The 26,034-nt window shown below is 70.7% G+C and carries 23 protein-coding genes; 8 read left to right on the top strand and 15 right to left on the bottom strand.

Annotated features, from left to right (window positions below; translation table 11 throughout):
• The first annotated feature begins 24 nt into the window (after positions 1-24).
• Positions 25-663 carry a LuxR C-terminal-related transcriptional regulator gene (locus ACG01O_RS17820; RefSeq protein WP_394386682.1) on the top strand — a complete coding sequence of 213 codons (639 nt, stop codon included), beginning with the start codon at positions 25-27 and terminating at the stop codon, positions 661-663.
• Here the strand turns inward: ACG01O_RS17820 and ACG01O_RS17815 are convergent.
• A complete protein-coding gene (locus ACG01O_RS17815; protein WP_394386680.1) occupies positions 638-2,500 on the bottom strand; it encodes a sensor histidine kinase in 1,863 nt (620 codons plus the stop codon). The two genes, ACG01O_RS17820 and ACG01O_RS17815, sit on opposite strands and share 26 nt — an antisense overlap.
• 64 nt (positions 2,501-2,564) lie before the next feature.
• On the bottom strand, positions 2,565-3,983 hold the full coding sequence (locus ACG01O_RS17810; protein WP_394386916.1) for a wax ester/triacylglycerol synthase family O-acyltransferase: 1,419 nt from the start codon (positions 3,981-3,983) through the stop codon (positions 2,565-2,567).
• Between the two features lie 118 nt (positions 3,984-4,101).
• Between ACG01O_RS17810 and ACG01O_RS17805 the strand changes: the two genes are divergently transcribed.
• On the top strand, positions 4,102-4,353 hold the full coding sequence (locus ACG01O_RS17805; protein ID WP_394386678.1) for an acyl-CoA-binding protein: 252 nt from the start codon (positions 4,102-4,104) through the stop codon (positions 4,351-4,353).
• 52 nt (positions 4,354-4,405) lie between these two features.
• Here the strand turns inward: ACG01O_RS17805 and ACG01O_RS17800 are convergent, their stop codons facing one another.
• On the bottom strand, positions 4,406-4,729 hold the full coding sequence (locus ACG01O_RS17800) for a polyhydroxyalkanoic acid system family protein (RefSeq protein WP_394386676.1): 324 nt from the start codon (positions 4,727-4,729) through the stop codon (positions 4,406-4,408).
• Positions 4,730-4,848: 119 nt separating this feature from the next.
• Here ACG01O_RS17800 and ACG01O_RS17795 point away from each other — a divergent pair, with 119 nt between their 5' ends.
• Together ACG01O_RS17795 and ACG01O_RS17790 are read left to right on the top strand one after the other, a co-directional pair.
• On the top strand, positions 4,849-5,646 hold the full coding sequence (locus tag ACG01O_RS17795; RefSeq protein ID WP_394386675.1) for a tetratricopeptide repeat protein: 798 nt from the start codon (positions 4,849-4,851) through the stop codon (positions 5,644-5,646).
• Between the two features lie 26 nt (positions 5,647-5,672).
• Complete coding sequence (locus ACG01O_RS17790) at positions 5,673-6,638, top strand: aldo/keto reductase (protein ID WP_394386674.1); 966 nt, start codon at positions 5,673-5,675, stop codon at positions 6,636-6,638.
• A gap of 13 nt (positions 6,639-6,651) precedes the next feature.
• On the opposite strand, the gene ACG01O_RS17785 is transcribed toward ACG01O_RS17790, so the two are convergent.
• From ACG01O_RS17785 to ACG01O_RS17765, 5 genes are all read right to left on the bottom strand, one after another.
• Entirely contained in the window at positions 6,652-7,179 is a 528-nt protein-coding gene (locus ACG01O_RS17785; protein WP_394386672.1) for a GNAT family N-acetyltransferase, read from the bottom strand.
• Positions 7,145-8,206, bottom strand: a complete 1,062-nt coding sequence (locus tag ACG01O_RS17780) for an aminopeptidase (protein WP_394386671.1) — start codon at positions 8,204-8,206, stop codon at positions 7,145-7,147. The genes ACG01O_RS17785 and ACG01O_RS17780 overlap by 35 nt, the downstream gene beginning before the upstream one ends.
• Positions 8,207-8,249: 43 nt before the next feature.
• On the bottom strand, positions 8,250-10,283 hold the full coding sequence (locus tag ACG01O_RS17775; protein WP_394386670.1) for a M30 family zinc metallopeptidase: 2,034 nt from the start codon (positions 10,281-10,283) through the stop codon (positions 8,250-8,252).
• Positions 10,284-10,437: 154 nt separating this feature from the next.
• Entirely contained in the window at positions 10,438-12,441 is a 2,004-nt protein-coding gene (locus tag ACG01O_RS17770) for a molybdopterin-containing oxidoreductase family protein (RefSeq protein ID WP_394386669.1), read from the bottom strand.
• Positions 12,442-12,496: 55 nt separating this feature from the next.
• On the bottom strand, positions 12,497-13,231 hold the full coding sequence (locus ACG01O_RS17765) for an SDR family oxidoreductase (RefSeq protein ID WP_394386668.1): 735 nt from the start codon (positions 13,229-13,231) through the stop codon (positions 12,497-12,499).
• Positions 13,232-13,347: 116 nt separating this feature from the next.
• Between ACG01O_RS17765 and ACG01O_RS17760 the strand changes: the two genes are divergently transcribed.
• Positions 13,348-14,268 carry a LysR family transcriptional regulator gene (locus ACG01O_RS17760; RefSeq protein WP_394386667.1) on the top strand — a complete coding sequence of 307 codons (921 nt, stop codon included), beginning with the start codon at positions 13,348-13,350 and terminating at the stop codon, positions 14,266-14,268.
• Here ACG01O_RS17760 and ACG01O_RS17755 read toward each other — a convergent pair.
• The 3 genes from ACG01O_RS17755 to ACG01O_RS17745 form a co-directional block, all read right to left on the bottom strand.
• Positions 14,255-16,243 (bottom strand): methyl-accepting chemotaxis protein, encoded by a 1,989-nt coding sequence (locus ACG01O_RS17755; RefSeq protein WP_394386666.1) that lies wholly within the window; start codon positions 16,241-16,243, stop codon positions 14,255-14,257. The genes ACG01O_RS17760 and ACG01O_RS17755 overlap by 14 nt on opposite strands.
• Positions 16,244-16,362: 119 nt before the next feature.
• A complete protein-coding gene (locus tag ACG01O_RS17750) occupies positions 16,363-17,769 on the bottom strand; it encodes a sensor histidine kinase (RefSeq protein WP_394386664.1) in 1,407 nt (468 codons plus the stop codon).
• Positions 17,769-18,431, bottom strand: a complete 663-nt coding sequence (locus tag ACG01O_RS17745; protein ID WP_394386662.1) for a response regulator transcription factor — start codon at positions 18,429-18,431, stop codon at positions 17,769-17,771. The genes ACG01O_RS17750 and ACG01O_RS17745 overlap by 1 nt, the downstream gene beginning before the upstream one ends.
• A gap of 76 nt (positions 18,432-18,507) precedes the next feature.
• Here ACG01O_RS17745 and ACG01O_RS17740 point away from each other — a divergent pair, with 76 nt between their 5' ends.
• Positions 18,508-19,785, top strand: coding sequence for an ABC transporter substrate-binding protein (locus ACG01O_RS17740; protein ID WP_394386660.1), 1,278 nt, complete (start codon positions 18,508-18,510; stop codon positions 19,783-19,785).
• Positions 19,782-20,846 carry an ABC transporter ATP-binding protein gene (locus ACG01O_RS17735; RefSeq protein WP_394386658.1) on the top strand — a complete coding sequence of 355 codons (1,065 nt, stop codon included), beginning with the start codon at positions 19,782-19,784 and terminating at the stop codon, positions 20,844-20,846. The genes ACG01O_RS17740 and ACG01O_RS17735 overlap by 4 nt, the downstream gene beginning before the upstream one ends.
• Positions 20,847-20,903: 57 nt before the next feature.
• On the opposite strand, the gene ACG01O_RS17730 is transcribed toward ACG01O_RS17735, so the two are convergent.
• Positions 20,904-21,929, bottom strand: coding sequence for a PEP-CTERM sorting domain-containing protein (locus ACG01O_RS17730; protein WP_394386656.1), 1,026 nt, complete (start codon positions 21,927-21,929; stop codon positions 20,904-20,906).
• A gap of 293 nt (positions 21,930-22,222) precedes the next feature.
• Here ACG01O_RS17730 and ACG01O_RS17725 point away from each other — a divergent pair, with 293 nt between their 5' ends.
• On the top strand, positions 22,223-22,936 hold the full coding sequence (locus tag ACG01O_RS17725) for an energy transducer TonB (protein ID WP_394386654.1): 714 nt from the start codon (positions 22,223-22,225) through the stop codon (positions 22,934-22,936).
• Positions 22,937-22,983: 47 nt separating this feature from the next.
• On the opposite strand, the gene ACG01O_RS17720 is transcribed toward ACG01O_RS17725, so the two are convergent.
• From ACG01O_RS17720 to ACG01O_RS17710, 3 genes are all read right to left on the bottom strand, one after another.
• Positions 22,984-23,538 carry a hypothetical protein gene (locus tag ACG01O_RS17720; RefSeq protein ID WP_394386652.1) on the bottom strand — a complete coding sequence of 185 codons (555 nt, stop codon included), beginning with the start codon at positions 23,536-23,538 and terminating at the stop codon, positions 22,984-22,986.
• 130 nt (positions 23,539-23,668) lie between these two features.
• Positions 23,669-24,637, bottom strand: coding sequence for a glycoside hydrolase family 16 protein (locus ACG01O_RS17715; protein ID WP_394386650.1), 969 nt, complete (start codon positions 24,635-24,637; stop codon positions 23,669-23,671).
• 48 nt (positions 24,638-24,685) lie between these two features.
• A complete protein-coding gene (locus ACG01O_RS17710; RefSeq protein ID WP_394386648.1) occupies positions 24,686-26,023 on the bottom strand; it encodes a GH1 family beta-glucosidase in 1,338 nt (445 codons plus the stop codon).
• Positions 26,024-26,034 lie beyond the last annotated feature (11 nt).

Genomic DNA, 26,034 nt, shown 5'->3' with positions numbered 1-26,034 from the left:
GCCCCTCCCCCGCCCACCGCCACCATGTGCTTCCTGCTGATCGACGACCACGCCCTGCTGCGCGACGGACTGGCCCTGATGCTGGCTGCAGCCAACCCGGGCACACCCTGCGTGCAGGCGGGGTCGCTGGGAGAAGGGCTGGACATCGCACGCAGCCGTCCGGACCTGCGGCTGGTGCTGCTGGACCTGGACCTGCCCGACAGCCATGGCCCGACCGGCATCCCGGCCGTCATGGACGCCTGCCCCACCGCGCGCGTGGTGGTGCTGTCGGCCCACGAGGAGCCAGCCACGGTGGAAGCCTGCATCGAGGCCGGCGCCTCGGGCTTCGTGCACAAGAGCGCCGGGTTCGATGAGTTGAGCGCGGCGCTGGCGCTCGTGACACAAGGCGGCATCCCGCTGCCGCAACGCCTGCTGCAGGGCTCCGCCCGGCCGCTGGACAGCGCGCTGGACGCCCTCAGCGCCCGCCAACACGAGGTGCTGCAGCAACTGCTGCGCGGCGCCAGCAACAAGGTGATCGAGCGCGAGTTGGGGCTGTCGGCGTCCACGGTCAAGACGCACCTGGCCGAGATCTACCGCCGGCTCGGCGCGGCCAACCGCACGCAGGCCGTGGTGGCCGCTGCGGCGCTGGGCCTGCGCATCACACCCGGGGCAGCCGCACCCTGAAGCGAGAGCCTTTGCCGGGCCAGCTGTCCAGCTCCAACGGGTGACGCAGCAGCGCCAGGCTCTGGCGCACGATGGCCAGCCCCAGACCCCAACCCGGCGTGCCGCCGGTGCCCGGCCCCAGCCGCACGAACTCGTCAAAGATGGCTTCGCGCTGCGCCTCGGGAATGCCGGGGCCGGTGTCCCACACCTCCAGCCAAACCTGCGTGCGCCGCAGCCGCGCCCGCACCAGCACGCCCCCGCGCGGCGTGTGGCGCACGGCGTTCACCGCCAGGTTGCGCAGCACCTGGGCCAGCAGCGTGGGGTCGGTGCGCACCACGGCCGCGGTGGGCCGCACCCGCAGCACCAGGCCTTTGGCCTCGGCCTCGGTGCGCAGGTGCAGGGCCACTTCATCCAGCACCGGCTGCAAGGGCACGTCGGACACGCGGGTCTTCACCGCGCCGGTGTTCAGCCGGGAGAGGTCCAGCAGCTCACTCATGAAGCGCTGCAAGCCGTCCAGGCCCTGCTGGGCGCGGTCGAGCAGGCTGAGCTGGTCTGCATCGGTCGCGCGCTGGCGGGCCAGGCCCACCATCAGGCTCACGGCCAGGATGGGCTGGCGCAGGTCATGGCTGGCCGTGGCCAGAAACGCCGACTTCACCCCGTTGGCCCGGTGCAGCGCGCGGGTACGCCGCTCGATGCGGGACTCCAGCAAGCGGTTCAGCCGATCGCCCCGCGCCAGCGCCAGCATCAGCCCGCGCAGCCGCCACAGGCCGAACACGCCAAGAAAGATGGGCGAGGCAAACGGCAGCAACAGGCGCCCCTCGATGGACAGGTGCCCCAGGCCATAGAGGTAGTCGTGCGCCCCGGCCGCCGAGACGAGCACCGCCCCCAACGCCACGGCCGCCACCGGCCAGCCCCGCTGCCGCCAGGCCTGGCGCAGCAGCAGGCCCACGGCCGGCAGCAGCATGAGCGCCAGCAGTGGGTACAGCCAGCGCCGCGCGGTCACGATGGCCTCCATGCCCGCGGCCACGGTGCCCAGCACCAGCAACACCACCGTGAAAGCGTCGGCCAGCGTGCGCCAGCGCCCCAGTTGCAGGTCGCTGGCGGCCAGCGCGAGCCGCGTCAGCAGGTAGGCCGACACCACCTGCGCGCCGAAGAACAGCAGGTCCGGCCCCGGTGCCGGCAGACTGAAGCCCTGGTCGTAGTAGGTGAGGTTGCGTGCACAGGCCACGCAGGCCAGCAGCGCGAAGCTGCCCAGCACACCGTCGTTTCGCTGTTGCAGCCAGAGCAGCAGCATCACCAGCGCCAGCGTCAGGGCCACCAGGTTCAAGGCCTGCGGCAGGCGGGCTTCGCGCACATGCGCTTGAAAGGCCAGCGCCCGCACGTCCGCCACCGGACCGGCCCACACTCGCGACAAGCCGCCCCGGATGCCGTAGTTCACCTCGACCTCCAGCCGGTTCAGGCCTGGCTGCAACAAGCCCAGCGGCAACGCCACCAAGCGCGGCTCCGGATGCTGGCGCGGCAGGCGGGCGCGCTCGCTTTGCAGCACCACGCCATTGAGCAAGATGCGGTGCTCGCTGGACACCCGCGGCAGGTACAGCGCCCAGGCGCCGTTCAAGGGGCCCGACACGGGCAAGTCCAACAGGTAGGTGCCACGCCCGGCAATCGGCAGCCCACGCAGGCCCCAGGTGTCGGGTAGCGCCACGGCCTGCGCCGTGCCGTCCGCCGCCACGAAACGGGCCTGCAACAACTCCAACAACCCGGGTGGCGGCGCGGCCGCACTGCTTGCCGCCGGCTCCAGTGGGGCCTGCGCCCAAGCCGCAGGCAGTGCCCACATCAACCCCATGATCAACAGCAGCACGCGCGGCCCCTGCAGCGCACGCCGCAAGGCCATCCGCGCCCAGCGCGCGCCAAAACTGCCGCGGCTAGACCGCATCGCCCTGCCAGGGCAGCATCAGCGACAGCAACAACAGCTTCTCGAACTCCGGCGCGAAGTTCTCAATGATGGCTTCGGGGTCTGGGCACAAGCCGGTGTCGGTGATGAGCCCGAACTGCACGCGGCCGGCGTAGGTCAGGATGCTCACGCCCATGCCGATGTCGCCGGACTGCGGCACCCAGAACATCACCTTCTCCACGGTCGAGCCGCAGAACTGCAGTGCGTGCGCCGGCCCCGGCACGTTGGTCATCACCGCGGTGGCCTTCTTGGCGAACACGTTCAGCATCGCGTGCTGCACCGGCTTGATGAGCAGACCCGCCACCGAGAGCAGGCCGAACGCCATCACCGGCTGGAAGCTGCCCTTGAGCTCGCTCATGCGCGCGCGCACCGCGAACAGCCGCTCCACGGGGTTGGCAATGCCGATGGGCAGCACCAGCGGCACCAGGCCGAAGCGATTGCCCAACTGCCAGGCCTGCTCCAGCGGGCGCAGGTTCACCGGCACCATGGCGCGGATTTCCTTGCCGGCCGGGTCTTCGCCCTTGTCTGCCAGGTACTGGCCGATGGCGCCCGCCGCGCAGGCCAGCAACACGTCGTTGATGGACGCCCCCAGCGCCTTGCCCACGGCCTTCACCTCGTCCAGCGCCAGGCTGTCGTCCCAGGCCACGGTCTTGCGGTTGCCGGGCTTGCCTTTGAGGCGGGTGTGAGAGTCGTCCGGCATCAAGGCAAACGCCGCCACGTCCGACACCGCCTGGTAGCCCATGCGGGCCATCTCCAGCGAGGTGTCCATGGGGGTGGTGCCGTGCATGGCCAGGTCCACGCCCTTGGCCATGCCTTTGCCCGTCATGCCGATGGCCTTGACGGTCAGGTTGGTCATGGGGCGCAGGAAGGCATCCAGCAGCCAGTCGGTCTCGTGGTGCTCCTCGGGCTCACGCGCCCGGCGCTGCGGGGGCGACTTGCCACCATCGGTGATGGACAGCATCACCGCGATCAGCGCAATGCCGTCGGCAATGCAGTGGTGAATGCGGGCAATCAGCGCGCTGCTGCCGTCGCCCATGTCCTCGATCAGCTGGAACTGCCACAGCGGGTGCGCCGGGTCCAGCGGCTGCGAGCACAGCTCGCCCACGCGCTCACGCAACACCGCATCACGGCTTTGCCCGCGCAGCGGCAGCGGCACTTCCTCCACCACGTGCCGGGCGATGTCGAAATCACGGTCCACCACCCACTGCGCGCCCATCAAAGGGTCTTCCACCACCTTCTGGCGAAAGCGCGGGTACTGCAGCAGCCGCTGCGCCACACGCTCGCGCAACGCAGCCAGCGTGATGCCCGGGCGGATGGACCACACCCCGACGATCATCATCAGGTTGGCCTCGGTGTCCATGCGCAGCCAGGCGGTGTCCACCTTGGACATGCGTTCGCTCAACTGGGCCACGGCGTCTCCTCGCAAGTCGTTTTTGGGGGCCTAAACTCGAAAGCCCGTCGAGCCATTGTCCTGAGAATCGACGACCCTGATCAGCCTGGAGAACCCCGTGAGCCTGAAAGACCAATTCGAAGCCGCCGTCGCCGACTCCAAGAACCTGCCCGAGCGGCCCGACAACATGACGCTGCTGAAGATCTACGCCCTGTACAAGCAAGGCAGCGCCGGTGATGTGGACGGCAAGCGCCCCGGTTTCACCGACATGGTGGGCCGCGCCAAGTGGGACGCCTGGAACGAGCTCAAGGGCACCTCCACGGACGACGCCATGCAGCAGTACATCGACCTGATCGAGTCGCTGAAGTAAACCCGCCCCGGCGCTGGACGCAGCGCCTGCGGCAGCCGGCCACCCGTGAGGGTCAGGCCGGCTTCTTTTTGGCCGGGGCTTTTTTCTTGCTGGCCAGGAGGGTGTCGAGTTCTTTCTGGATCTCGGCCTCGATGGTGTGCTTGAAGGCGCCGAGCAAAAAGCCCAATTGCGCCACCAGCTCGAACCGGTCGGCCGCCACGGTCAGCTCGCCCTTGACGCCGGAGCGCGTGAACTCCACGGTGTCTTCGTCGTCGCCCTCGATCACCGTGCATTCCATGTCGAACTTCTGTTCGACCTGCTCGGCCCACTGCCAGGCGATCTCGCGGGCCTGCTTGAGGCCCAGCGTGTGCTCACGGTGAATGCGAATTTCGGCCATCGGCGCCACTCCTGCAATGCTGGCGCGCACTCTACCGCCCGCGCTGGCTTTGCCCGCATACTTTGCGCCGAAAGCCCCGGGGCCGTGCGCCCCTCAGCAGGGCTCGCCAGGGAGGATGCATGCGACTCAACCCCACCACGCCCACCGCCGCACGAACGGCCACGCCCCCTCGCTCGGCCGACAGCGCGCTGGACGAAGGCCTGCTGCATTTCCACGCCCCCGAGCCCGACCACGCGCTGGCCGTGCACTGGTTCAGCCTGGCGGCCGAGGCCGGCAGCGCCGAAGGCCTGGCCCACCTGGGCTGGTGCCAGCTGGAAGGTCTGGCCCTGCCGCGCGAGCCGCTGCAAGCGCGTGAGCGGCTGGAGCAAGCCGCCGCCGCCGGCAGCGTCACCGGGCAGTTTCAGCTGGGCCGCATGCTGGTGGGCGGCTGGGGCGGCACGCCCGACGCGGCACGCGGCGTGGCGCTCTACACCGCCGCGGCCGCACAAGGCCATGCCGACGCCACGTTCAACCTGGCCTGTTGCCTGGAATCGGGCTGGGGCTGCCAACCCGACCGCCTGGCCGCCAAGGCCCTGTTCCTGCGCGCCCGCACGCTGGGCAGCCCGCTGAAGGCCCCGGGCCTGCGCATCCGCCAGCGCGAGCTGGACGCCGTGCGCGACCTGGCGCGGCGCCTGGCCCAACCGGGCCTGCTGCCCGAGGTGCTGGCCGACCGCCAGGCCGAGGTGGCGCGTGCGCAAGACCTGGCCCGCAGCCCCACGCGCCGGGCCATGCGCAGCCACCAGCAGCGCGCCCGCTGGCGCCGGCTGGCCAGCCTGGCCGCGCTGGCTGGAGGGCTGGCGGCGCTGCTGGCCGGCTTGTTCGGCTGGCGTAACCAGCAGCACCTGGCGCATGATGCCGGCCCCACGTCCACCGCCTGATTCACCTCCGGATTCCCCGTCTGCCCATGAGCCACCGCGCCTTGCCCCTGAACACCCATTTCACCGACATCGGTCCCCTCGTCTACGGCTGCATGGCCCTGGGCGGTGATTGGGGCGGCGGCCCGCTGACCGAGGCCGACATCGCCCAGGCCCACGCTGCCGTGGAGGCCGCGCTGGACATCGGCGTGAAGCTGTTCGACCACGCCGACATCTACCGCCGCGGCAAGGCCGAGGCGGTGTTCGGCGAACTGCTCAAGCGCAACCCCGGCCTGCGTGCCCGAGTGCGGCTGCAAAGCAAGTGCGGCATCCGCTTTGCGGACGACGTGAACGTGGGCCGCTTCGACCTGAGCGCGGCCTACATCGAAGACAGCGTCAACGGCATCCTGCAGCGCCTGGGCGTGGAGCAGATCGACATCCTGCTGCTGCACCGGCCTGACGCCCTGATGGAACCCGCCGAAGTGGCCCACGCCTTCACCCGCCTCAAGGCGGCCGGCAAGGTGGCGCACCTGGGCGTGTCCAACATGCACGCCGGCCAGATGGGCTGGCTGCAAACCGCGCTGAGCGAACCGCTGGTGGTGAACCAGCTGGAACTCAGCCTGGCCAAGCTGGACGCCATCGACGCCGGCACCGCCTTCAACGACCCGCAAGCCGCCACCCGCCCCGGCGCCATCGGCTGGGCCGGTACGCTGGAATACGCCCAGCGGCACGGCGTGCAGCTGCAGGCGTGGGGGTCGCTCGCGCAAGGCCGCTTCAACGACCCCGCCTCGTCAGCCGCTGCCCAGGTCGTGCACGAGACCGCCGAAGCCCACCGCACCACGCCCAACGCCGTGCTGCTGGCCTGGCTGCTGCGCCACCCGGCGGGCATTCAGCCGGTGATTGGCAGCGGCAATGCCGAGCGCATCCGCGCCTGCGCCGATGCGACCCGCATCCAGCTCAGCCGCGAAGAGTGGTACCGCCTCTACGTGACAGCGCGGGGCGAGCGCCTGCCCTGAACCACGCGAAGCCTCACGCCAGCAAGGGCTGCTTCGGATGCAGCCGCGCCATGCTCAGCACGTCTTCGTAGCGGCCGTTGCGCAAGCCGTAGGCCTTGAGCCGGCCTTCCGGCGCGAAGCCATGGCGCTCGTACAGGCGGATGGCGCGCTGGTTGTCGTGATAGACCGTGAGCTCGATGCGCAACACCTGGGCCCAGTTGTCGGCGTAGTCCAGCAGCGCGGTCATCAGCGCGTTGCCCACGCCCTGCCCTTGCGCGGCGCGGGCGACCGTGATGCCCAGGCTCATCGCGTGGCGGCGGCGCACCGAGGGGCCCACCGGGTGCAAACCGGCCAGGCCCACGGGCTTTTCATCGATCACCGCGGCCAGCACCAGTTCGTTGGAGCCCGGTGCCGGCGGGTTCATGCCTGCGATGCGCTGAGCCCAGAGCTCTTCGCTGGCGAACGGCAGTTGCAGCGTGCCACCGAACACATCGGGGTCGGAAAACTGTTCGGCAATCGCCGCAGCGTCAGCGGGTTTGACGCGGCGCAGGGTCAGGTTCATCGGGGCCTCCTTGGCCGCGCAAGGTAGCACGGCGGGCGTCACGCGGCAGCGGCTGCAGCGCCTGCACCGCCGCATGGAAGCGGGGCCAGTCACGCCCCTCGCGCTCGAACAGCTGCTGGAAGGCCGGCACCAGCTCGTCGTACGCCGACAGGATGGCGAAGCTGGCGTTGTTGGCGCGCTGGAACCAGGCTTCATAGCCGGGGGCCTCGCGGGGCGCTCGGGCGCGCAGGTCGTCCAGGATGGCGGCCTTGGCCTCGGCCCGCGCCTCGGGCGCGCCGGCGTAGGCCGCCTGCAGGCGCTGCCGGCCTTCGCGGGCCAGCGTCAAAAAGGCTTCACGCCGCGCGCGGCCCTGGTTGAAGGTGGCCCGGGCGTCGGGCTGATCGGCCAGCCAGGCCTGGGCCCCGAGCAGCTCCACAGCGGTGGCGTAGGCCTCGTTGAAGCCGGTGTCATCGGCCACGTAAACGCGCTGGTGGGCCAGCTCGTGGAACATCATGGCCGCCAGCTCACCGTCCGGGTAGCGGATGAAGGTGCTGAGCAAGGGGTCGCCGCCCAGGAAGCGGCTCCAGCCCAGCGTGGAATACGCCGGAATCGCCTGCACCTGCACCTCCCAGCCCTCGGCCTGCAAGGCGTCGGCCACGCGTTGCGCGGCGGCGCGGTCGAACCAGCCTTGGTAGCCGGCGCAGCCCATCAAGGGGTAGCACCAGGTCTTGAGCTGCAGGTCGAACGCCGGGGCGGCCACCACGTTCCACACCACAGCCGGGCGGCCCAGGTCGGCGTAGCGGCGGTAGCTGTTGTTGTCGGGCAGGGCCAGCTGGGCGCTCGCGAAGTCTCGAATCTGCTGACTGAGGCGCAAGCGTTCGGCCAGGGCCGGCGGGGTGGCGGGGTCGGCCAGCCAGTCGGGCACCGGGCGGGCGGCGCGCACCAGCGCGAGGTGACCGCCAGCCGCCTGACTCCAGTGCGCCAGCGTGCTGCAACCGGTCAAGCTGAGCGTCAGCCCCGCGCCCAGCACCAACACCAGCGCGCCCACGGCCGCACGGCGGAGGCGTCGCCTACCCCGCGCGCCGGCCATGTCAGCGCACCACCACCGTCAGCACCGTGCCGGCCGGCACGCGCACGCCGCGGCGCACGTAGCGCGTGGCGCCGGCGGGCACCTGGTCGTCCACGTAGGTGTGGCTGGTGCGGCCCAGGCGCGTGAGGGCGTCCAGCGGGGCCTTGCGGCGCGAGCCTGCCTGCTCGGCCGTGTCGGCGCCCATCAGCAGGTAGCCGGGCCATTGCACCTTGGGGAAGCCATAACCCAGCGGCGCGTGGCGCTGCGGCATGCCACCGAACACCGTGGTGCCCAGGCGCTCGAATTCATCGGCCAGGCCCTCACTGCCCGCGCGACGCAACACGCCGTCCAGGCAGGCGTAGCTGCTCATGGCGTCGCACTCGGTGATGATCTTTTGTGTCCAGCCAGGGCCCAGCCGCCGGTTCAGGAAGGCGGCCAGGCTGCCGCCCATGGCGTAGTTGGCGGTGGACTGCCCTTCCGCCCAGTCCAGCAGGGGCGTGCCGCTGCCCGAGGCCAGGTAGTTGGGCAAACGGCCGCGCACGATCTTGTTGGCACCGGGGGTGATGCGGTCCGAGAGCAGGTCTTCGGTGGCCATGGCGGAGGTTTCCTCCAGCCAACTGTCGTGCGACACGCTGCGCCGCACCGAGCGCTGGTGGTAGTTGATCATGTGCGTCAGCTCGTGCACGAGGGTGGACGACACATCCGTGGGCGAGCGCGCCAGGCTGGTGCCACGCACAAAGAACGCCAGCGCCTCGTTGGAGTTGGCGTAGCGGCTGCTGCGGCTGCGGTAGGAGTTGTTGACGCCGTAGAAGTAGCCCACCGTGGACGTGCTGCTGCCCAGGTGGCTGGTCACCACCACGTTCACGTCCTGCCGGTTGGTGGCGCTTTCCTGCAGCAGCCAAGGGCGGGTGTTGATCTCGCTGCTGCCCCACACCTCGCCCAGCAAGGCCACGGCCAGGGCATAGCCGCCCGCATCGCCGCAAAAGCTCTGCTGCAACGCGTCCACATCCGACGTCTTCACGGTGCCAGCGGTACTGAGTTCGTCTTCCACCCAGAACACCACGCGGCGGCCGGGCACGGCGCAGGTGCTCACCACGCGCGCCGTGTAGGGCACGGGCTTGCTCACGTCGTCCATCAGGTCGTTCCAGACCCGGGAGGCGCCCACCTCAGTCGCAGCGCGCGCGCGGCGCTGCGGAGCTTCGGCCGGCGCCGCAGCGGCCACGGGCGGCGTCTGCAGGTCGTCCAGCGCCTGCAAGCGTTGCTGGTTCAGCAGGCGTTGGTGGGCGGCATCGGCGGCGGCCTGCGTGCCGTCGCTCGCCGCCAGCGCATGCGCGCGCGTGGGCGAAGCCGAGGCCGGTGCAGCCAGCGTGCCGGCGCCCGGCAGGTCGTTGGCATCGGTGGACTCGCCATGGCTGAACACCAGTGTGACCGCCTGACCGGGTTTGACGCCGGGCAGGTCCACATCCAGCACCCGCGTGCTGGGCGAGGCATTGCGCAGCCGCCACACACCCACACCAGACGCCGCACCCAGGTAGCTGCCGTCGGCGGCCGTGGCGCAGTGCAGGCCGCTGCAGCCCGGCTGCCACACGCCGGCCGGGCGTGGCGCCAGCGCAGGCGCGGCCTCCACCTGCACGGTGACGCTGCTGCGCGCGGTCACGCCCAGGCTGTTTTGCCCGGTCACCGTGGCCTGCACGCTGCCCGCCTGGGCCAGCAGGCGCTCGGCCACCAGGCCGTCCATCGCCGTGGTGTCGCTGAACTCCCAGCGCCAGCTGATGCCGTTTTGCAGGTCGCCGCCCACGAACTGCACGGCCTCGCCCGCGTACACCCGCAGGGCGGACGCCGTGGCGCGTGCCACCGGGTCGGCCGGCGGTGCAGGCGCAGGGGCCGGCGCCGGCGCGGGAGCAGCACCGCCACCCCCACCGCCGCCGCAACCCGCCAGGCTGGCCAGGGCGGCCACGGCCACGCATGTGCCCCACGTGGCCCAAGTGGCCCAAGTGGCCCAAGTGGCCCAGTGCCCCACCGGCTTGGCCCGCGTCTTCACCCCATACCCGCTCATGCTGCTTGCTGCTCCATCTTGATGCGCCACGTTGGGCGCGCGGGGCCGATTGTGGGAGCCTGCCGGGGGCTCACCAGGCCCACCGCGCCCCCTGGACGAGCGACACCCCTAACGCATCCGTCCGCAGCCCTTCAGCTGCGGCGGCGCGCAACGGTCACGCGGCCTGCACCTGCACCAGGCAGTCGTAGAAGGCCGGGGCCTCGCCCAGGTCGGTCAGCCGCTGGTGCGTGACCTCGTTGACGTTGGTGCCGTCCAGGCCCAGCTTGCGCCACCACACGCCCAGGCCGTTGACCACCCCCGGCCGTGCCCGCGGGCTGACCTTGAGCGTGGCGACGTAGCGCCCCCGGTCGTTGAACGCGGCCACGCGGGCACCGTCCACCAGGCCACGTGCGGCGGCGTCGTCGGCGTGCATCTCCAGGATGGGCTCACGCTCGATGTCGCGCAGGCTCTTCACGTTGACGAAGCTGCTGTTCAGGAAGTTGCGCGCCGGCGGCGAGATCATGGCCAGCGGGTAGCGGGCGGCCAGCTCGGGCGCGCTCGTCGCGCTTTCGTAGTTGGGCACGTAATCCGCCCCCACCGCGCTCGCCCGGCCGCTGGGCGTGCGAAAGCCGCCGTGCGCGAACGGCGCCTCCGGAATCGGCAGCGGCTGCCAGCCCTGGGTGCGCAGCAGGTTCAGGTCGATCTCGGCCGTGAAGGCCTGGGCGGCGAGCTGCTCGTCGGTGTCGGCAAAGCAGGAGTCGGTCAGGCCCAGCGCCGCGGCGAGCTCGCGGAAGATTTGCGTGTTGGGCTTGGCCTCGCCCAGCGGCGCAATCGCCGGCTGGTTCATCAGCACGTCGGTGTGGCCGTAGCTGGTGTGCACGTCCAGGTGCTCCAGCTGCGTGGTGGCGGGCAGCACGTAATCGGCCAGGTCGGCGGTGTCGGTCATGAAGTGTTCCAGCACCACGGTGAACAGGTCCTCGCGCTGGAAACCCTTCACCACCTTGGGCGACTCGGGTGCCACCGCGACCGGGTTGCTGTTGTAGACCACGACCGCCTCGATGGGCTCGTCGGTGTGCAGCAGCGCGTCACCGATGGTGCTCATGTTGACCATGCGCGGCGTGCGCCCCGCGAGCAGGTCCGGCCGCTCGAGGGCCGGGTTCTTGTACGGCGCAAACCAGCCCGAGGCCGACAGCAGCAGCCCGCCGCTTTCATGCCGCCACGCGCCGGTCAGGCAGGGCAGCAAGGCCACCAGGCGCACCGCGTTGCCGCCGCCGCGCACGCGCTGCATGCCGTAGTTCAGGCGGATGGCGGCGGGCTGGGTGGTGCCGTAGTCGCGCGCCAGGCCGCGCACCTCGTCGGCGGTGATGCCGCATTCGGCCGCCACGCGCTCGGGCGGCCAGGCCAGGGCCTTCTCGCGCAGTTCGTCCCAGCCCTCCACGTGAGCGTCGATGTAGGCGCGGTCCAGCCAGCCGTGGGTGATCAGCTCGTGCATCACGCCCAGCGCCAGCGCGCCGTCGGTGCCGGGCAGCACGGCGATGTGCTGGTGGCATTTGTCAGCGGTTTCGGTCTTGCGCGGGTCGATGCAAATGAGCTTGGCGCCCTCGCGCTTGGCCTGGTTGGCGTAGGTCCAGAAGTGCAGGTTGGACGCGATGGAGTTGCTGCCCCAGATGACGATGAGCTTGGCGCCCGCGAAGTGCCGCGTGTGCATGCCCAGCTTGTGGCCGTAGGTGGCGGCCAGCCCCGCCCCACCCGCGCTGGCGCAGATGGTGCGGTCCAGCCGCGCCGCGCCCAGCGCGTTCCACAACCGGCCGGCCATGGCCTCGCCTTGAATCAGGCCCATGGTGCCGGCGTAGCTGTACGGCTGGATGCGCTGCGGGTCACGCGCGGCGATCGCCTGCAGCCGCGCGGCGATGTCGGCCAGCGCCTCGGCCCAGCTCACCTGCACGAACGCCGGCGCCTCGGTCTTCTTGCTGACCCGCTTGAGCGGGTGCAGCACGCGGTCGGGGTGGTAGGTGCGCTCGGGGTAGCGCGACACCTTGGTGCACAGCGCCCCATGCGTGTTCGGATGCTCGGCCCGGCCCTGCACCTTGATGACGCGTTCGCCCTCCACGGTGACCTGCAAGGCGCAGGTGTCGGGGCAATCATGCGGGCAGGCGCCCAGGACGGTACGGGTGGACATGGCAATCGCGGTTCACAACGGAGCCGCGATTGTCTCCACTCGAGGGTTCCCGGGTTCAGAGCTGGCTCATCCCGCCGTCCACGATGACCTCGGTGCCGACGATGAACGCCGACTCCGGCGCGCTGAGGTGCAGCACCGTGGACGCCACCTCCTGCGGCGTGCCGAAACGGCCCAGCGGCACCTGACTCTGGATCTGCGCGGCCACCTGCTGGAGCGTCTCGTCATCGAAACCCAGCTTGCCGTACAGCGGCGTGCTGACGGGGCCGGGGCTGACGACGTTGACGCGCACGCCCTGCGGCAGCAGCTCTGCCGACAGCGTCTTGGCCAGGGAGATGAGTGCGGCCTTGCTGGCGGCGTAGATGGCCGAGTTGGGCATGCCGATGCGGGCGTTGATGGAGCCGTTCAGCACGATGGACGCGCCGCGCGCCAGCACCGGGCGCAGCGCCTGGATCAGGAAGAACGCGCCCTTGGCGTTGGTGGCGAAGGTGCGGTCCCACAGGTCTTCGCTGGCATCGGCCAGCGACGCGAACTCGGCGATGCCCGCGTTGATGAACACCGCGTCCAGCGTGCGGCCGGCGGCTGCGAGATGGGCGCCCAGCGCACGCGCGCCCAGCACGTCGGACGCATCCAGCGGCACAAGCTCGAAGCCCTGGGCCTCATGCGACTTGCCCGGGCGGGCGGTGACGATGACGTGCGCGCCCTCGGCCTGGAAGGCATGGGCCGCGGCCAGGCCGATGCCGGAGGTGCCGCCAGTGACGAGAACGGTCTTGTGGGTGAAGCGCTTGGACATGATGGGGTTCCTTTCGAGTCGGGTGATGCAGCGGTGTTGCCGTGGACTCGATACTCGGCTTCAGCCCCGTTTTTGACGTCCGGCCCGGTGGGCCGACTCGTGCAAGGCTTTCGAACATGCTCAGTGACGACGAGATCCAGCTGATGCAGGCCATCGGCGACAGCGGCAGCCTCACCCGGGCCGCGGCCCGCCTGGGCAAGGCGCCGTCCACGGTGTCGTACACGCTGCGCCAGATCGAGGGGCGCTTCGACGCGCTGCTGTTCGACCGCCGCCGCTACCGCCTGCAACTCACGCCCGCCGGTGCGCTGCTGGTGCGCGAGGCCGTGCGGCTGCGGGACGACATGCAGCGGCTCACGCGCCGGGTCACGCAAGTCGCCAAGGGGTGGGAGGACCGGCTCTGGATTGCCACCGACGAGGTCATTGAGTTCGAGAGCCTGCTGCCGGTCATTCAGGACTTCGACACACTGGACTCCGGCGTGAGCCTGCGGGTCACGCACGAGGTGCTGGGCGGCACCTGGGAGGCCCTGGCCGAGGGCCGTGCGGACCTGGTGGTGGGCGCCACCAACGAGCCGCCGCCCGGCTTGGGCGTGCAGTGGCGCGAACTCGGCCAGATGCGGTGGGTGTACGCGGTGTCACCGCGCCACCCACTGGGCCAGGCGCCGCAACCGTTGACGGTGGAGCAGATGCGCGCCCATCGCGCGGTGGTGGTGCCGGACACCTCACGCCGCCACGAAGGCCGCGCGTATGGTCACGGCGCCGGCCAGCCCACGCTGGCGGTGCCCACGATGGCGGCCAAGATCCAGGCGCAACGCGCGGGCCTGGGGGTGGGTTGGCTGCCCGAGGCGCGCGTGGCCTCGCTGCTGGCCCGGGGCGAGTTGGTGGCCCGCATCGTCAGCGTGCCGCGCGAGCCCAACACCCTGTACCTGGGCTGGCGGGCCAGCGACGGCCGCGCCCTGGCCTGGTGGCTGGAGCGGCTGGCCGACCCGCGCCTGTGCCGGCGCCTGGTGGACGGCCTGGACCGCTTCAGCTCAGCTTGAAGTAGCTGATTTCTTCGCTCAGGCGCTGCGCCTGCTCGGACAGCGCCTTGGCCGCGGCGGAGGTTTCCTCCACCAACGCGGCGTTTTGCTGCGTGGCGGTGTCCAGCGCCCGCACGGCCTGGCCCACTTCCACCACGCCCTGGCCTTGCTGCTGCGTGATGAGGGCGATCTCATCCATCATGGTGGCCATCTGGCCGGCCTTGTCGACGATGGAGACCATCATCCCCTGCGCCCGGCCCACCACGCCGTGACCGGCCTCGACCTGGTCCATGCTGGTGCCGATCAGCGTCTTGATTTCCTTGGCGGCTTCGGCCGAACGGCTGGCCAGGGCGCGCACTTCCGATGCCACCACCGCAAAGCCGCGGCCGTGCTCGCCGGCTCGCGCGGCTTCCACCGCAGCGTTCAAGGCCAGGATGTTGGTCTGGAACGCAATGCCGTCGATGACGCCGATGATTTCGCCGATGCGGGCGGACGACTGCCGGATGGTGGCCATGGTCTGCACCACATCGCCAATCGCCTGGCCGCAGTCGCCGGCAGCCCGGGCGTTGTCCTTCATCAGGCCATTGGCCTGCTCCACGGTGCGGCCGGCGTGCTGCACCTGGGCGGAGATCTGCTCCATGGTGGCGGCGGTTTCTTCCAGGTTGGCGGCGGTCTGCTCGGTGCGGGCCGACAGGTCCAGCGACGCGCCGGCAATCTCCTGGCTGGAGGTGCGCACCTGGGCCGAGCCCCGCAGCACTTCGCCCACGATGCTCCGCAGCGCGGTCTGCATCTCACCCATGGTGAGCATCAGGCTGGCGGCTTCGTCACGGCCCCAGGGGCGCGGGGCGGTGGTGAGGTTGCCTTGGGTGATGGCCTTGAGGTGGTCGGCCACTTCATCCAGGCCGCCCATCATCACGCGGTAGAAGCTCAGCAGCAGGTAGGCCGCCACGGCCACGAAGGCGCCCGACAGCATGAGCTTGAACGCGAAGCCGTGCTGCTGCTCGTCGATGCGCTCCTGCAGGCGCGTCGTCAATCGCTCCAGAACCTGATCGTTCAGGCGGTGCTGCCGTTCGACCACGGCATTGCCCAGCTGTTTCAAGGCGCCGCCGTCGCCCTGCACCGAGCCGGACAGCAGCTGCGTCTCCACCGCCTTGAGAAAGGCTTCCTGCGCCGCGTCAGCGCCGGCCATGTCCATGGGCTTGGCCACCTCCGGGAAGGCCGCCACGCCGAGCTGGAACGAGCGCTCGACATTGGCCTCCATGTAGGACTGCAAGGCCGACCATTTCGAGATCTGGTCATGCTGCTCGGGTGTGGCCGCGCCCGCCTTCAGCACGGCGCTGCCCAGGTCGCGCAGCCGCGCCAGGATCTCGGTCTGCAGCGGCCCGTGCATCACGGTCACCAGCATCATGTGGTACGTGTCCAGGTCCGGGTCCAGGCTGAGTTGGGACCCGTCGGCCACGTCGGTGATCAAGGCCAGCACCGCGTCGTTGAATTGCACGTAGGCCGGGAGCGCTGACGCGTCCAGCGGCGCATCTCGCAACGCGGCGTGGCGCTGGCGCACCTGATCGAACGCCTTGCGTGTGCCCAGCGCCTGACCCATCTCCCGCTCGGCCGCGTCCAGCTTGGACAGCGCCTGTTCCGCGCGACGCAGCGCGTCGGCCGGTGATTCGCCCAGCATCGCCGAGGCCCGCGCGTCCTGCGCCGCACGCATCAGCGCCAGGGTCGGGCGCAAATAGGCCACCCCCTGCTGCTCGGCCTGCGCCGCACCGATGACGCCCTGCGCGGCTTGCCACAGGAAGGCCAGCATCACCACCAGCGGCACCACAAATGCCGTGGCGATCCAAAGCGCCTTGGCCGTGAACGACAGCCGCCGGAAGAGTCGGATGCCGGGTGCCAGCCAGCCGTGGTATCGGAAGAAATCACCCCGGGATCGGGCGGCGGTGGGTGCTGATGCAGCAGCGGCGCGGGTTGCGCCAGGGGCCAGAGACACGTTCATCAAAATTGTGGAGATGGGTTCGAGACGAGGGCCAGCGGCCGATGCTAGGGGCCGCTCGTGGCAGCGTGCTTTCAGGCACGTGTCGCAGCCGTCCAAAGACAGCCACCGTGCGCATCAGTTCACGCTTGGTTCAGTGCAATCGTTGGCAGCACAAAACGTGCCACGCAGCCGTGGGGCACCGCCGCATGCAATTCGCACCGCCCGCCATGCCGCTCGGCAATCTCCCGCACGATGGCCAGGCCCAGGCCGCAGCCGTCGCCGCCCGTGGCGCCGCGCACAAAGCGCTCGAACGCCCGCTCGCCCAGATCAGCGGGCACGCCCGGGCCGTTGTCTTCCACTTCCAGCACCACCTGCCCGCCGGCGTCGCGCAGGCGCACCGTGATGGCCGCGCCTGCTCCGGCGTAGCGCAGCGCGTTGTCCACGAGGTTGGCCAGTGCTTCACGCAGGAGCACCGCCACGCCCATCGTTTGCACCGGCGTGGCGGGCAGGTCCACACCCAGGTCGCAACCGGCCGCCAGCGCGCGCGGCACCCATTCGGCCACCACCTCGCTCACCAGCCGGGTGCAGTCCACCGGCTCGCGGGGCTGGGCGGCGCCGGCCTCCGGCTCGGCCCGCGCCAGCACCAGCAACTGCGACACCAGGCGCGCGCCGCGCACTGCGCTTTCATGCACCCGCTCCAGCCGCTGGCGCAGCGCCGGGTCGGTGGCCGCGGCCAGGGCCAGTTCCGTTTGCCCCTTGAGCCCGGCCAGCGGGGTGCGCAGCTGGTGGGCCGCGTCGCTGATGAAGCGGCGCTGCGTGGCCAGGCTGTGCTGCACCTGGCCCAGCAGCTCGTTCACCGCGTCGGCCAGCGCGCCCACTTCGGCCGGCGCGGCCTGCAGCTGCACCGGGTCCAGCGCATCGGCGCGGCGGCCTTGCATCTGGCGTTGCAACTCGGCCAGCGGCTTCAGGCCTTTGCGGATGCCGGCCCACACGCCCATGCTCATCAGGCCGATCAACAGCGACAGCGGCAAGGCCGTGTCCAGCAGCATGCGCCGCGCGAGCTGATCGCGCGGGGCGGTGGAGCGGGCCACCTGCACGCGCATGGCCGAGTCCAGCGCGCCGGCGGCGCCCAGGTGCAGATCCAGCGACACCACGCGCATGGCCTCGGGCAGCGCGGTGTCGAAGAACACCGGCTCGTTCAAGGCCGGCTGGCCCGGTGGCGGCGGCATGCGGGCGTCGCCCAGCAGCAATTGCCCCGGCGGCGAGCTGACGGTGTAGAGCACCCGCTCCTGCGGGTTGGCGGGGTTCACGCTGAGGATGTCTTGCGCCGAAGCGGGCAGGTCCACGAACACGCCGCTGGCCGTGGGCTTGATCTGCCGCGCCAGCGCCCGCGCGGCCTGCAGCAGGCTGGCGTCCACCAGCTCGTCGGCATGCCGGCTGGCCAGCCGGTAGGCACCGAACGCGGCCACCAGCCACAGCACGATCTGCGGCAGCAGCAGCCACAGCAGCAACTGCCGGTGCAGCGAGCGGCGGGGCGGGGCGCCCATCAGGCCGGCGACGTGGTCGCTTCCAGCAGGTAGCCCAGGCCGCGCACGGTGCGCACGGCGAGGCCAGAGCCCTCCAGCTTCTTGCGCAGCCGGTGGATGTAGACCTCGATGGAGCCGCCTTCGTCAGCGCCCCAGGCGTCCACGATCTGCTGCTTGGTGACCACGCGGTCGCGCTCGGTGACCAGCAGATCCAGCAGCGTCCACTCGCGCGGGCTCAGCTCCAGGGCGTCGCCGCCCACGCTGGCGCGCCGGGCGGTGCGGTCCATCGTGAGGCGGCGCAGCTGCTGGCTTTGCGAGGCCGGCCGGCCCCGGCGCATCAGCGCGTGCAGGCGGGCTTCGAGTTCAGGGAAATCGAAGGGCTTGGTGAGGTAGTCGTCCGCCCCGGCTTGCAGGCCTGCCACGCGGTGCTCCAGCGCGTCCAGGGCCGTGAGCACGAGGATGGGCAGGGTGCGGCCGGCCTCGCGCACGCGCTTGAGCACGGTGAGCCCGTCCACCAACGGCAGGCCGAGGTCCAGGATGGCCACATCGAAATCCTGCTTGCGCAGCAGGTACTCGGCCACGGCGCCGTTCTCGGCCCATTCCACCTTGAACTGCGCGTTCAGCAACTGCTGCTGCAGCGCATCGGCCAGCAGGGGGTCGTCTTCGGCAAGCAGCACGTTCATGCCGCGCACTGTAGCGGCGGGCGCGCTACTGGTTAATACGCTATTAAGTTTATTAATTGTTCGTAATCATTCGGGCATGCGCCGCCTGTCCGTTCTCGCCCCCCTGCTGCTGAGCACAGCCCTGGCGCAGGCGGCCCCGGCGACGGACGTGGTGCACTGGTGGACGTCGCCCGGCGAAACCGCCGCGCTGCGCGCGCTGGCCGATGCGTACCGCAGTGCCGGCGGCCAGTGGCGCGAGCTGGGCGTGCCGTCCTCCGAGCAGGCACGCACCGTGGTGCAGGCGCGCATCCAGGCGGGCACGCCGCCCATGGCCGCGCAGTTCAACCCCTCGCTGAGTTTTCGGCGCCTGGCCCGCGACGGCCACCTCACGGCGCTGGACGACCTCGCCGCCCAAGGCCGCTGGGCCGATGTGCTGCCCCCCGTGCTGCTGGACGCCGTGCGCGTGGACGGCCATGTGTACGCCGTGCCGCTGAGCATCCACATGCCGGCCTGGCTGTGGAGTTCCAAGGCCGCGCTGGCCAAGGCCGGCGTGCGCCAGGAGCCGCGCAGCGTGGACGACCTCTTCGCCGCGCTCGACCGCCTGCAGGCCGCCGGCCTCATCCCGCTGGCCCACGGCGGCCAGCCCTGGCAGGACCTGAACCTCTTCAACGCCCTGCTGGCCAACCAGGGCGGGCGCGAGCTGTACTTGGCCGTGCTGCGCGACCGCGACCCCGCCGCGCTGCAAAGCGATGCCCTGCGCCAGGTGCTGCTGAACTTCAAGCGCCTGCGCCGCTATGTGGACGCCGCCTCGCCCGGGCGCAGCTGGGCCGACACCACCGCCCTGCTCACCAGCGGCCGCGCGGGGCTGATGTTCATGGGCGACTGGGTGAAGGGCGAGTTCAGCGCCGCCGGCCAGCAGCCCGGGCGCGACTACGGCTGCGCGCCGGGTCTGAGCCCGCGCGCGCCCTACATCGTGGACGGCGACGTGCTGGTGTTCCCGCGGGACGCGTCAGGCGCGGTCACCCCAGCCAACCCCGCCAGCCCCACGCCCGCACAAGCCCTGCTGGCCCGCGTGGCCAGCGCCCGCGGCACGCAGCTGGCCTTCAGCGCCCGCAAGGGCTCGGTGCCCGCCCGCACCGACCTCGACACCCGAAGCCTCGACACCTGCGCCCAGCAGGGCGCGGCCGCCCTGCGCGACGCCCAGCGCCTGGTGGGCAACACCGAAATGCTGCTGCCGCCCGACCAGCTCACCGCGCTGGAAAAGGCCGTGAGCGACTACTGGAACCGCGACATTCCCGCGCCGGCGATGCAGCAAACGCTCGCCCGCATCCTGCAACGCCCCGACAACAACACCGCCCCGAGGAGACAGCCTTGACCCGCGTTCACATCCAGGACCTGCACATCCGCTTCGGCCAGAACGACGTCATCCAGCACCTGGACCTGGACGTTCACAGCGGCGAGTTCCTCGTGCTGCTGGGCCCCTCGGGCTGCGGCAAGAGCACGCTGCTGCACACCATCGCCGGCCTGAACCCGGTGACGGGCGGCAGCATCCACATCGGCGAGCAGGACATGACCCGCGCCGAGCCCAGCCAGCGCGGCGTGGGCATGGTGTTCCAGAGCTACGCGCTGTATCCGAACATGACGGTGAAGGAGAACCTGGCCTTCCCGCTCAAGATGGCCAAGATGCCCAAGGCCGAGCTGGAAAAGCGCGTGGCCGCAGCGGCCGACATGCTGCAGCTGGGCCCCTTGCTGGAGCGCCGCCCGGCGCAGCTGTCGGGCGGCCAGCGCCAGCGCGTGGCCATCGGCCGCGCCGTGGTGCGCGAGGCCAAGGTGCTGCTGCTGGACGAGCCGCTGTCCAACCTCGACGCCAAGCTGCGCACCGACCTGCGCCGCGAGCTCAAGACGCTGCACCAGCGCCTGGGCAACACCATGATCTACGTGACCCACGACCAGGTGGAGGCCATGACGCTGGCCACCCGCATCGTGGTGATGCACCAGGGCGTGATCCAGCAGATCGGCACGCCGGCTGAGGTGTACGACAAGCCCAAGAACCTGCGCGTGGCGGGCTTTGTGGGGTCCCCAGCCATCAACCGCATCGAGGGCCAGGTGGGAGAAGGCGGCGTGTTTGCCACGCCCGCATTCAGCCTGCCGCTGCCGCCCGGCCTGGCCCAGCGCCCGCAAGGCGAAGTGCTGACGCTGGCCGTGCGGCCGGAGAACGTGCGCCTGGCAGCGGACGCGCCGATCGAGGCCGAGGTGCAGTTGGTGGAGCCGCTGGGCAACCAGCACGTGGTGTGGCTGCAATGCGCGGGCGTGACGCTCTCGGCCGTGCTGCCGGGTCAGCCCGAAGTGCAGGAAGGCGCCCGGGTGCGCGTGGGGTTCGATGCAGCCAAGACGCTGTGGTTCGACGCCGCCAGCGACCGCATCGCGCTGGACTGAGCTGCCCCCCCCGCAAGAGCGGCTGACGCGGCGCCCACGGCGCCGCGCCGAGAGGTCTCAGCGCCGACGGCGGCTGGCGAACCACACCCAGGCGCCACCGGCGGCCAGCAGCATCCAGCTGGAGGGCTCCGGAACCGGCACGGGCGGCACGGCCTGGCTCACATCGAACGAGATGGAGACGGAGCCCAAGGCCAGCGAGGCCTCGGCGTTGCCCAGCACCGAGGCGGAGCCCGAGAACACGGGCATGAGCGAGAACGCGCTGCGCCAGCCGTTGGTGCTCGACATCACCTGGCCGCTCGCATCGAGTTGGTCGACGGACAAGGCCTGCACCAGGCTGATCTGGGCGTGGCCGTATTCATAGGCCGTGGTTGCGCCGCTGGACCATGCCGCCAAGCCCCGCCCGGCCGACACGCCCTGCCCCGTGTCCGCGCCAGGCGTGGCCGTGCCGAACGAGGTGACAGAGCCCGTGCCAGCCGCGCCGTCCCGAGTGACCGGGTTGTTCACGCGGTCGAACCGCAGCGTGGCGCCCGCCACCGAGGAATTCACCACCCCATTCGCCATGGCCGGCAGGGCGTCCAGCGTGGGTGCGGCCGAGATGCCGTAGTCCACCCGCGCGCTGCCATTGCTGCCTTGGTAGAGGCTGTAGATCGCGTTGTTCGGGTTGCCGCCGTTGGCGGTGGCGGTGGACTCCCCCGTTTGCCGGGCGCCCAGGCGGTACGTGATGGCGTTGACCTGCCAACCGGCCAGCGGTGCGACGGCCATCGTGGTGAAGAGGTCAAAGCTGCTGTATTTGCTCAGGCCCGGCGCCACCCCTTGCACAAAGGTGGCGGCCCCGGTCGGGCAGAGCCCGCCGCAACCGGTGCCGTTGTACAGCCCCGTCCACGACAAGGTCAGGATGGAGTGCCCCGCCGCCCCCTGCGTGACCACCTGGCTGAAGGTGCCGGGCAATGCGTCCAGCGTCACCTTCAGATTCGCGCCGTTCACCGTGTCCGCCTGGGCGGCCCACGAGCCCAAGGCCAGTGCGGCGGCCCAGGCCAGGGTGCGAGCGGGGTGGCGCGGGGTGGGGAACGAGCGGGTCGTCATGGGAGGCTCCAAAACCGGGGTTGATCGCTGCAAGGGGGGGCTGCACAGGACGCAACAACAGCAGTGCGGCGATGCAGTGGGCGCCAGCCTAGTGACACCGGACGACATTGGAGTGAAGGCGCGCCCGCCGCACTCCACACTTCTGTGGAGTGGCGGGCGGCGGTGTCGCGCGCGCCGGGCTGGCTCATCAAACCGTCATGGCGCTCGGGTCCAATGCAGCGCCCTGTTCATCGCTCCACCGCCCCTTCTACCGTTCCGCGCCCATGCTGTTGCTCGCCCGAACCGCGCTTGCCATGCTCTTGGCCACCTGCTCCGCGCTGTCGCTCGCGCAAGCCCCGGCGGCCGCACTCACCCCAGCGGAAAAAGCCCAGCGTGACGCCGAGCGGGTGTTCGATGTGATTCGCTTTCACACGGTGCGCAGCAAGCCGGCTCGGCCCACCCCGGCCGCATCCACCGCCAACGCGCCGGCGGCGGCGCGGCCCGCCACCACCGCCAAAGCGGCCACACCGCCGGCCGCCACAGCATCGGCCCCCGATCCCGCAGCGCGCCGCGCGCTGGCGGACGGCGCCCTCAGCCCCGCACCGGCTGCGACCGTGGCGACCGCCGCCGCGGCGGACAGGCCCCAGGCCGGAGGCACCACACCCATCACTACCGCCGAGCCGCCGCCCGCGTCGGCCCCTGCCGCCCCCACGGCCATGACGGAAGCGACGGCAGACGAGCCGGACAACACCGACGCAGACGGTGCCGACGAAGTGCCGCTGCGCCTGCAGAACTTTGTGGCGCCGCTGCTGTCGCCCGAGTTGCAAGCCACGCTGGGCGCGGGCAACCGGCACGTGAAGGTGCGCGTGACGGTGGAGATGGATGGCCGCGTCAGCCGCGCCGAGGCCGCGCCGGGCGTGCCACGCCGGCTGGCGCGCCCCGCCACCGAGGCGGTGATGCAATGGCAATTCGCGCCGCTGCCCGAGGCCCGGACGGCGGATGTGGACCTGCTGTTCCGCCGCGACTGAGCCGCCCGCACAGCACGCGAGGCGCTGCGGCACTCAGCCGCTGAAGCTCAGGGTGCGGAGGCGGCGGCCGCAGCGGGCAAGGCCCAGCTGAAGCCCTCGATGCCCCGGGCAATCGCGTCGGCCGTGTCTTTGGCGGTGCCGGATGCCGGGCCTTTGAGCAACACCACCAGCCGGTGGCCCTGGTTGTTGGCCACATAGCTCACGGCGCGCAGGCCGTTGGGCAGCTTGCCCTCGTAGCGCGCCCCGGGCACGCCGCCCACCTGCACGGCCTGGGCGGCGTCGCGGGTCAGGCTCTTGTCGAAGGGGTTGCCGATCTTGACCGCGCTGTCCAGCGCGTCATAGGGCTTGGCGGCATCGGGCTCGGCGTAGCTCCACACCACGATGTAGACGGCCTTGGTGTCGGGCGCGCGGGAGAGCACCACCATGCCGGCGGGCTTGCCGGTGCGGGCGTCGACCTTCTGCTCGCGCGAGAGCTCTTCGGTGCCATCCGGCGCGTTGAAGCTGCCGAAGGGCGTGGCCACCGCCCCCGCCCACGTGGGCAGCGGCAAGGCACAGGCCAGCAGCGCGGCGGCCCCGAGGCATGAAAACAAGTGACGGCGCATGGTGGTGGTTCTCCCTGGTGTGCGGTGAGGCCTCGACTGACCCCTTCGAGGCCCATCCAGGCCCAGCAAGGCTCATCGGAAGCGGATGTGACAGCGGCGCCACGTGGGGCGCCGCTTCAGCTTTAACGGTTCAGTTCTCTTTGTAGATGCGGACCCAGTCGACCTTCATCTGCGACGTCGCAGGCGTGGTCGCATCGGGCGCGCCAGGCCAGTCGCCACCGATGGCCAGGTTCAGGATGACGAAGAAGGGCTTCTCGAACACCCAAGTACCCCCCGCCGGCAACAGGGCCGGTGTGAGACGGTGGTACTCCTTGCCGTCCACGTACCAAACGATCTCGTTGGGCCGCTTGATGATGGTGTACGTGTGGAAGTCGTTGATGACCGGCGCACCGAGGTCCACCGGCTTGCCAATGCCCTGCGCGCCCGAGTAGCCGGGGCCGTGCAGCGTGCCGTAGGTCGTGTTCGGGGTCTGCGGCACGAACTCCATGATGTCGATCTCGCCCGACTTGGGCCAGCCGGCCGTGGCGAGGTCGGTGCCCAGGGCCCAGAAGGCCGGCCAGACGCCCTTGCCCGTGGGCAGCTTCATGCGCGCCTCGACCTTGCCGTAGGTGAAGGCGACCTTGTTGTTGGTGTGGATGCGCGCCGAGGTGTACTCGCAGGGCTTGTCGTTCCAGCAGGGGCCGGGGTTGGCGGTCTTTTCGGCGGTGATCACGAGCATGCCGGCACCGTCGGTCTGCGCGTTGCGCGCGTTGGACGTGTAGTACTGGTACTCGTGGTTGCCCCAGCCGTTGACTTCCTTGTTGCCGAGGTCGTAGTTCCAGTTCGCGGCCTTCGGCACCGTGCCGGCGGGGTCGTCGAACTCGTCACTCCAGACCAGCGTCCAGGTGGACGGGGCCGGTGCGGGCGTGGGGGCTGGCGCGGGAGCCGGAGTGGGAGCCGGCGCCGGTGCCGGCGTGGGTGCCGGCGTGGGTGCGGGCGCGGGGGCCGGGGTGGGCGCTGCCGTGGCCGAACCGCCGCCGCCGCCACAGGCGGTCAGCACGGCGGCAACGGCCGGCAGCAGGTGGCGCCAGGGGCTGGGGGCCGGGGTGATCTTGGGCATGGTGTCTCCAGTGCTTTCTTTGTGGTGAAGGTGGGGCGGCGTCCAGGCTCAGCCGCGCCAGTCTTTGAGGAATTGCTGGTACCAGCCCGCGCTGGCCTTGGGCGTGCGGGCGAGGGTCTCGTAGTCGACATGCACGATGCCGAAACGCTTGAGGTAGCCGCTGGCCCACTCGAAGTTGTCCATCAGGCTCCACACCATGTAGCCAGCCATAGGCACGCCTTGCTGCATGGCCTTCGCCACGGCGCCGATGTGGGTGCGCAGGTAGTCGATGCGGTCGTCGTCCTGCACGCGGCCGTGGCTGAGCTGATCGTCCTTGAAGGCGCCACCGTTTTCGGTGATGTAGACCGGCGGCAGCGCGGCGTAGTCGTTCTTGAGCAGCACCAAGAGGTCGGTCAGGCCCTGAGGGTAGATCTCCCAGTCCATGTCGGACACGGGCAGGCCGCGGCCCTTGGCGTTCCACTCCTCGCCGCTGGCCGACACGACCGAGCGGGTGTAGTAGTTCACGCCGAGGTAGTCCATGGGCTGGGCGATGGCGGCCATGTCGCCGGCTTCCACCACGGGCGCGTCGGCGCCCAGGTCGGCCAGCGCGTCGGCGGGGTACTCGCCCTTGAACAGCGGGTCGGCGTACCAGCGGCGGCCGTGGGAGTCGGCCAGCTGCGCGGCGGCCACGTCGGCCGGCATGGCGGTGGCGGGCACGGTGGAGGCGAGGTTGAGCACGATGCCGAGCTGGCTTTTTGCCCCATCCGCCCGCAACGCCTGCAGCGCCAGGCCGTGGCTCAGCAGCAGGTGGTGCGACACCTGGGCGGCGAGTTTGCGGCTCTTCAGGCCCGGGGCAAAGATGCCCTTGTCATGGCCCAGCGTGGCCACCACCCAGGGTTCGTTGTGGGTGGTGATGCCGGCCAGGCGATCGCCCAGGCGGTCGTTCACGTGGCGGGCGTACTCGACGAAGCGGTGCACCGTGTCGCGCGAATTCCAGCCGCCGAGGTCTTGCAGGCCTTGCGGCAGGTCCCAGTGGTTGAGCGTGGCCCAGGCCTGAATGCCGCGCGCCTTCAGGCCGTCCACCAGCCGGTCGTAGAAGTCCAGGCCCTGGGGGTTGAACGCGCCGTGGCCGTCCGGGCGCACGCGCGGCCACGCGATGGAGAAGCGGTAGGCGTTCACGCCCAGCGAGGCGATGAGGTCCAGGTCTTCTTCCAGGCGGTGGAAGTGGTCGCAGGCGACGATGCCGTCGCTGGCGTCGGCGATCACGCCGGGCTGCTTGCAGAAACGGTCCCAGATGGATTCGCCCTTGCCGGCTTCATGTGCGGCACCTTCGATCTGGAAACTGCTGGTGGCCACGCCCCAGACGAAATTGGGCGGAAATTGCAGGTGCAGGGGGGCTTGCGACATGGCAGGGGTTG

The sequence above is a fragment of the Pelomonas baiyunensis genome, assembly GCF_043555935.1.
Lineage (GTDB): Bacteria > Pseudomonadota > Gammaproteobacteria > Burkholderiales > Burkholderiaceae_C > Pelomonas > Pelomonas baiyunensis.
Note: the sequence above shows the minus strand (reverse complement) of the source record. Positions and strands in the feature narration are given on the sequence as shown.

Bases quoted from the DNA above. Each gene is read 5' to 3' on its own strand.
- ACG01O_RS17775 (WP_394386670.1), bottom strand. From the start codon at position 10,283: ATGAGCGGGTATGGGGTGAAGACGCGGGCCAAGCCGGTGGGGCACTGG.
- ACG01O_RS17765 (WP_394386668.1), bottom strand. From the start codon at position 13,231: ATGTCCAAGCGCTTCACCCACAAGACCGTTCTCGTCACTGGCGGCACC.
- ACG01O_RS17810 (WP_394386916.1), bottom strand. From the start codon at position 3,983: ATGTCCAAGGTGGACACCGCCTGGCTGCGCATGGACACCGAGGCCAAC.
- ACG01O_RS17790 (WP_394386674.1), top strand. From the start codon at position 5,673: ATGAGCCACCGCGCCTTGCCCCTGAACACCCATTTCACCGACATCGGT.
- ACG01O_RS17785 (WP_394386672.1), bottom strand. From the start codon at position 7,179: ATGAACCTGACCCTGCGCCGCGTCAAACCCGCTGACGCTGCGGCGATT.
- ACG01O_RS17770 (WP_394386669.1), bottom strand. From the start codon at position 12,441: ATGTCCACCCGTACCGTCCTGGGCGCCTGCCCGCATGATTGCCCCGAC.
- ACG01O_RS17820 (WP_394386682.1), top strand. From the start codon at position 25: ATGTGCTTCCTGCTGATCGACGACCACGCCCTGCTGCGCGACGGACTG.
- ACG01O_RS17795 (WP_394386675.1), top strand. From the start codon at position 4,849: ATGCGACTCAACCCCACCACGCCCACCGCCGCACGAACGGCCACGCCC.
- ACG01O_RS17730 (WP_394386656.1), bottom strand. From the start codon at position 21,929: ATGACGACCCGCTCGTTCCCCACCCCGCGCCACCCCGCTCGCACCCTG.
- ACG01O_RS17750 (WP_394386664.1), bottom strand. From the start codon at position 17,769: ATGGGCGCCCCGCCCCGCCGCTCGCTGCACCGGCAGTTGCTGCTGTGG.
- ACG01O_RS17725 (WP_394386654.1), top strand. From the start codon at position 22,223: ATGCTCTTGGCCACCTGCTCCGCGCTGTCGCTCGCGCAAGCCCCGGCG.
- ACG01O_RS17760 (WP_394386667.1), top strand. From the start codon at position 13,348: ATGCTCAGTGACGACGAGATCCAGCTGATGCAGGCCATCGGCGACAGC.
- ACG01O_RS17800 (WP_394386676.1), bottom strand. From the start codon at position 4,729: ATGGCCGAAATTCGCATTCACCGTGAGCACACGCTGGGCCTCAAGCAG.
- ACG01O_RS17720 (WP_394386652.1), bottom strand. From the start codon at position 23,538: ATGCGCCGTCACTTGTTTTCATGCCTCGGGGCCGCCGCGCTGCTGGCC.
- ACG01O_RS17715 (WP_394386650.1), bottom strand. From the start codon at position 24,637: ATGCCCAAGATCACCCCGGCCCCCAGCCCCTGGCGCCACCTGCTGCCG.
- ACG01O_RS17740 (WP_394386660.1), top strand. From the start codon at position 18,508: ATGCGCCGCCTGTCCGTTCTCGCCCCCCTGCTGCTGAGCACAGCCCTG.
- ACG01O_RS17745 (WP_394386662.1), bottom strand. From the start codon at position 18,431: ATGAACGTGCTGCTTGCCGAAGACGACCCCCTGCTGGCCGATGCGCTG.
- ACG01O_RS17755 (WP_394386666.1), bottom strand. From the start codon at position 16,243: ATGAACGTGTCTCTGGCCCCTGGCGCAACCCGCGCCGCTGCTGCATCA.
- ACG01O_RS17710 (WP_394386648.1), bottom strand. From the start codon at position 26,023: ATGTCGCAAGCCCCCCTGCACCTGCAATTTCCGCCCAATTTCGTCTGG.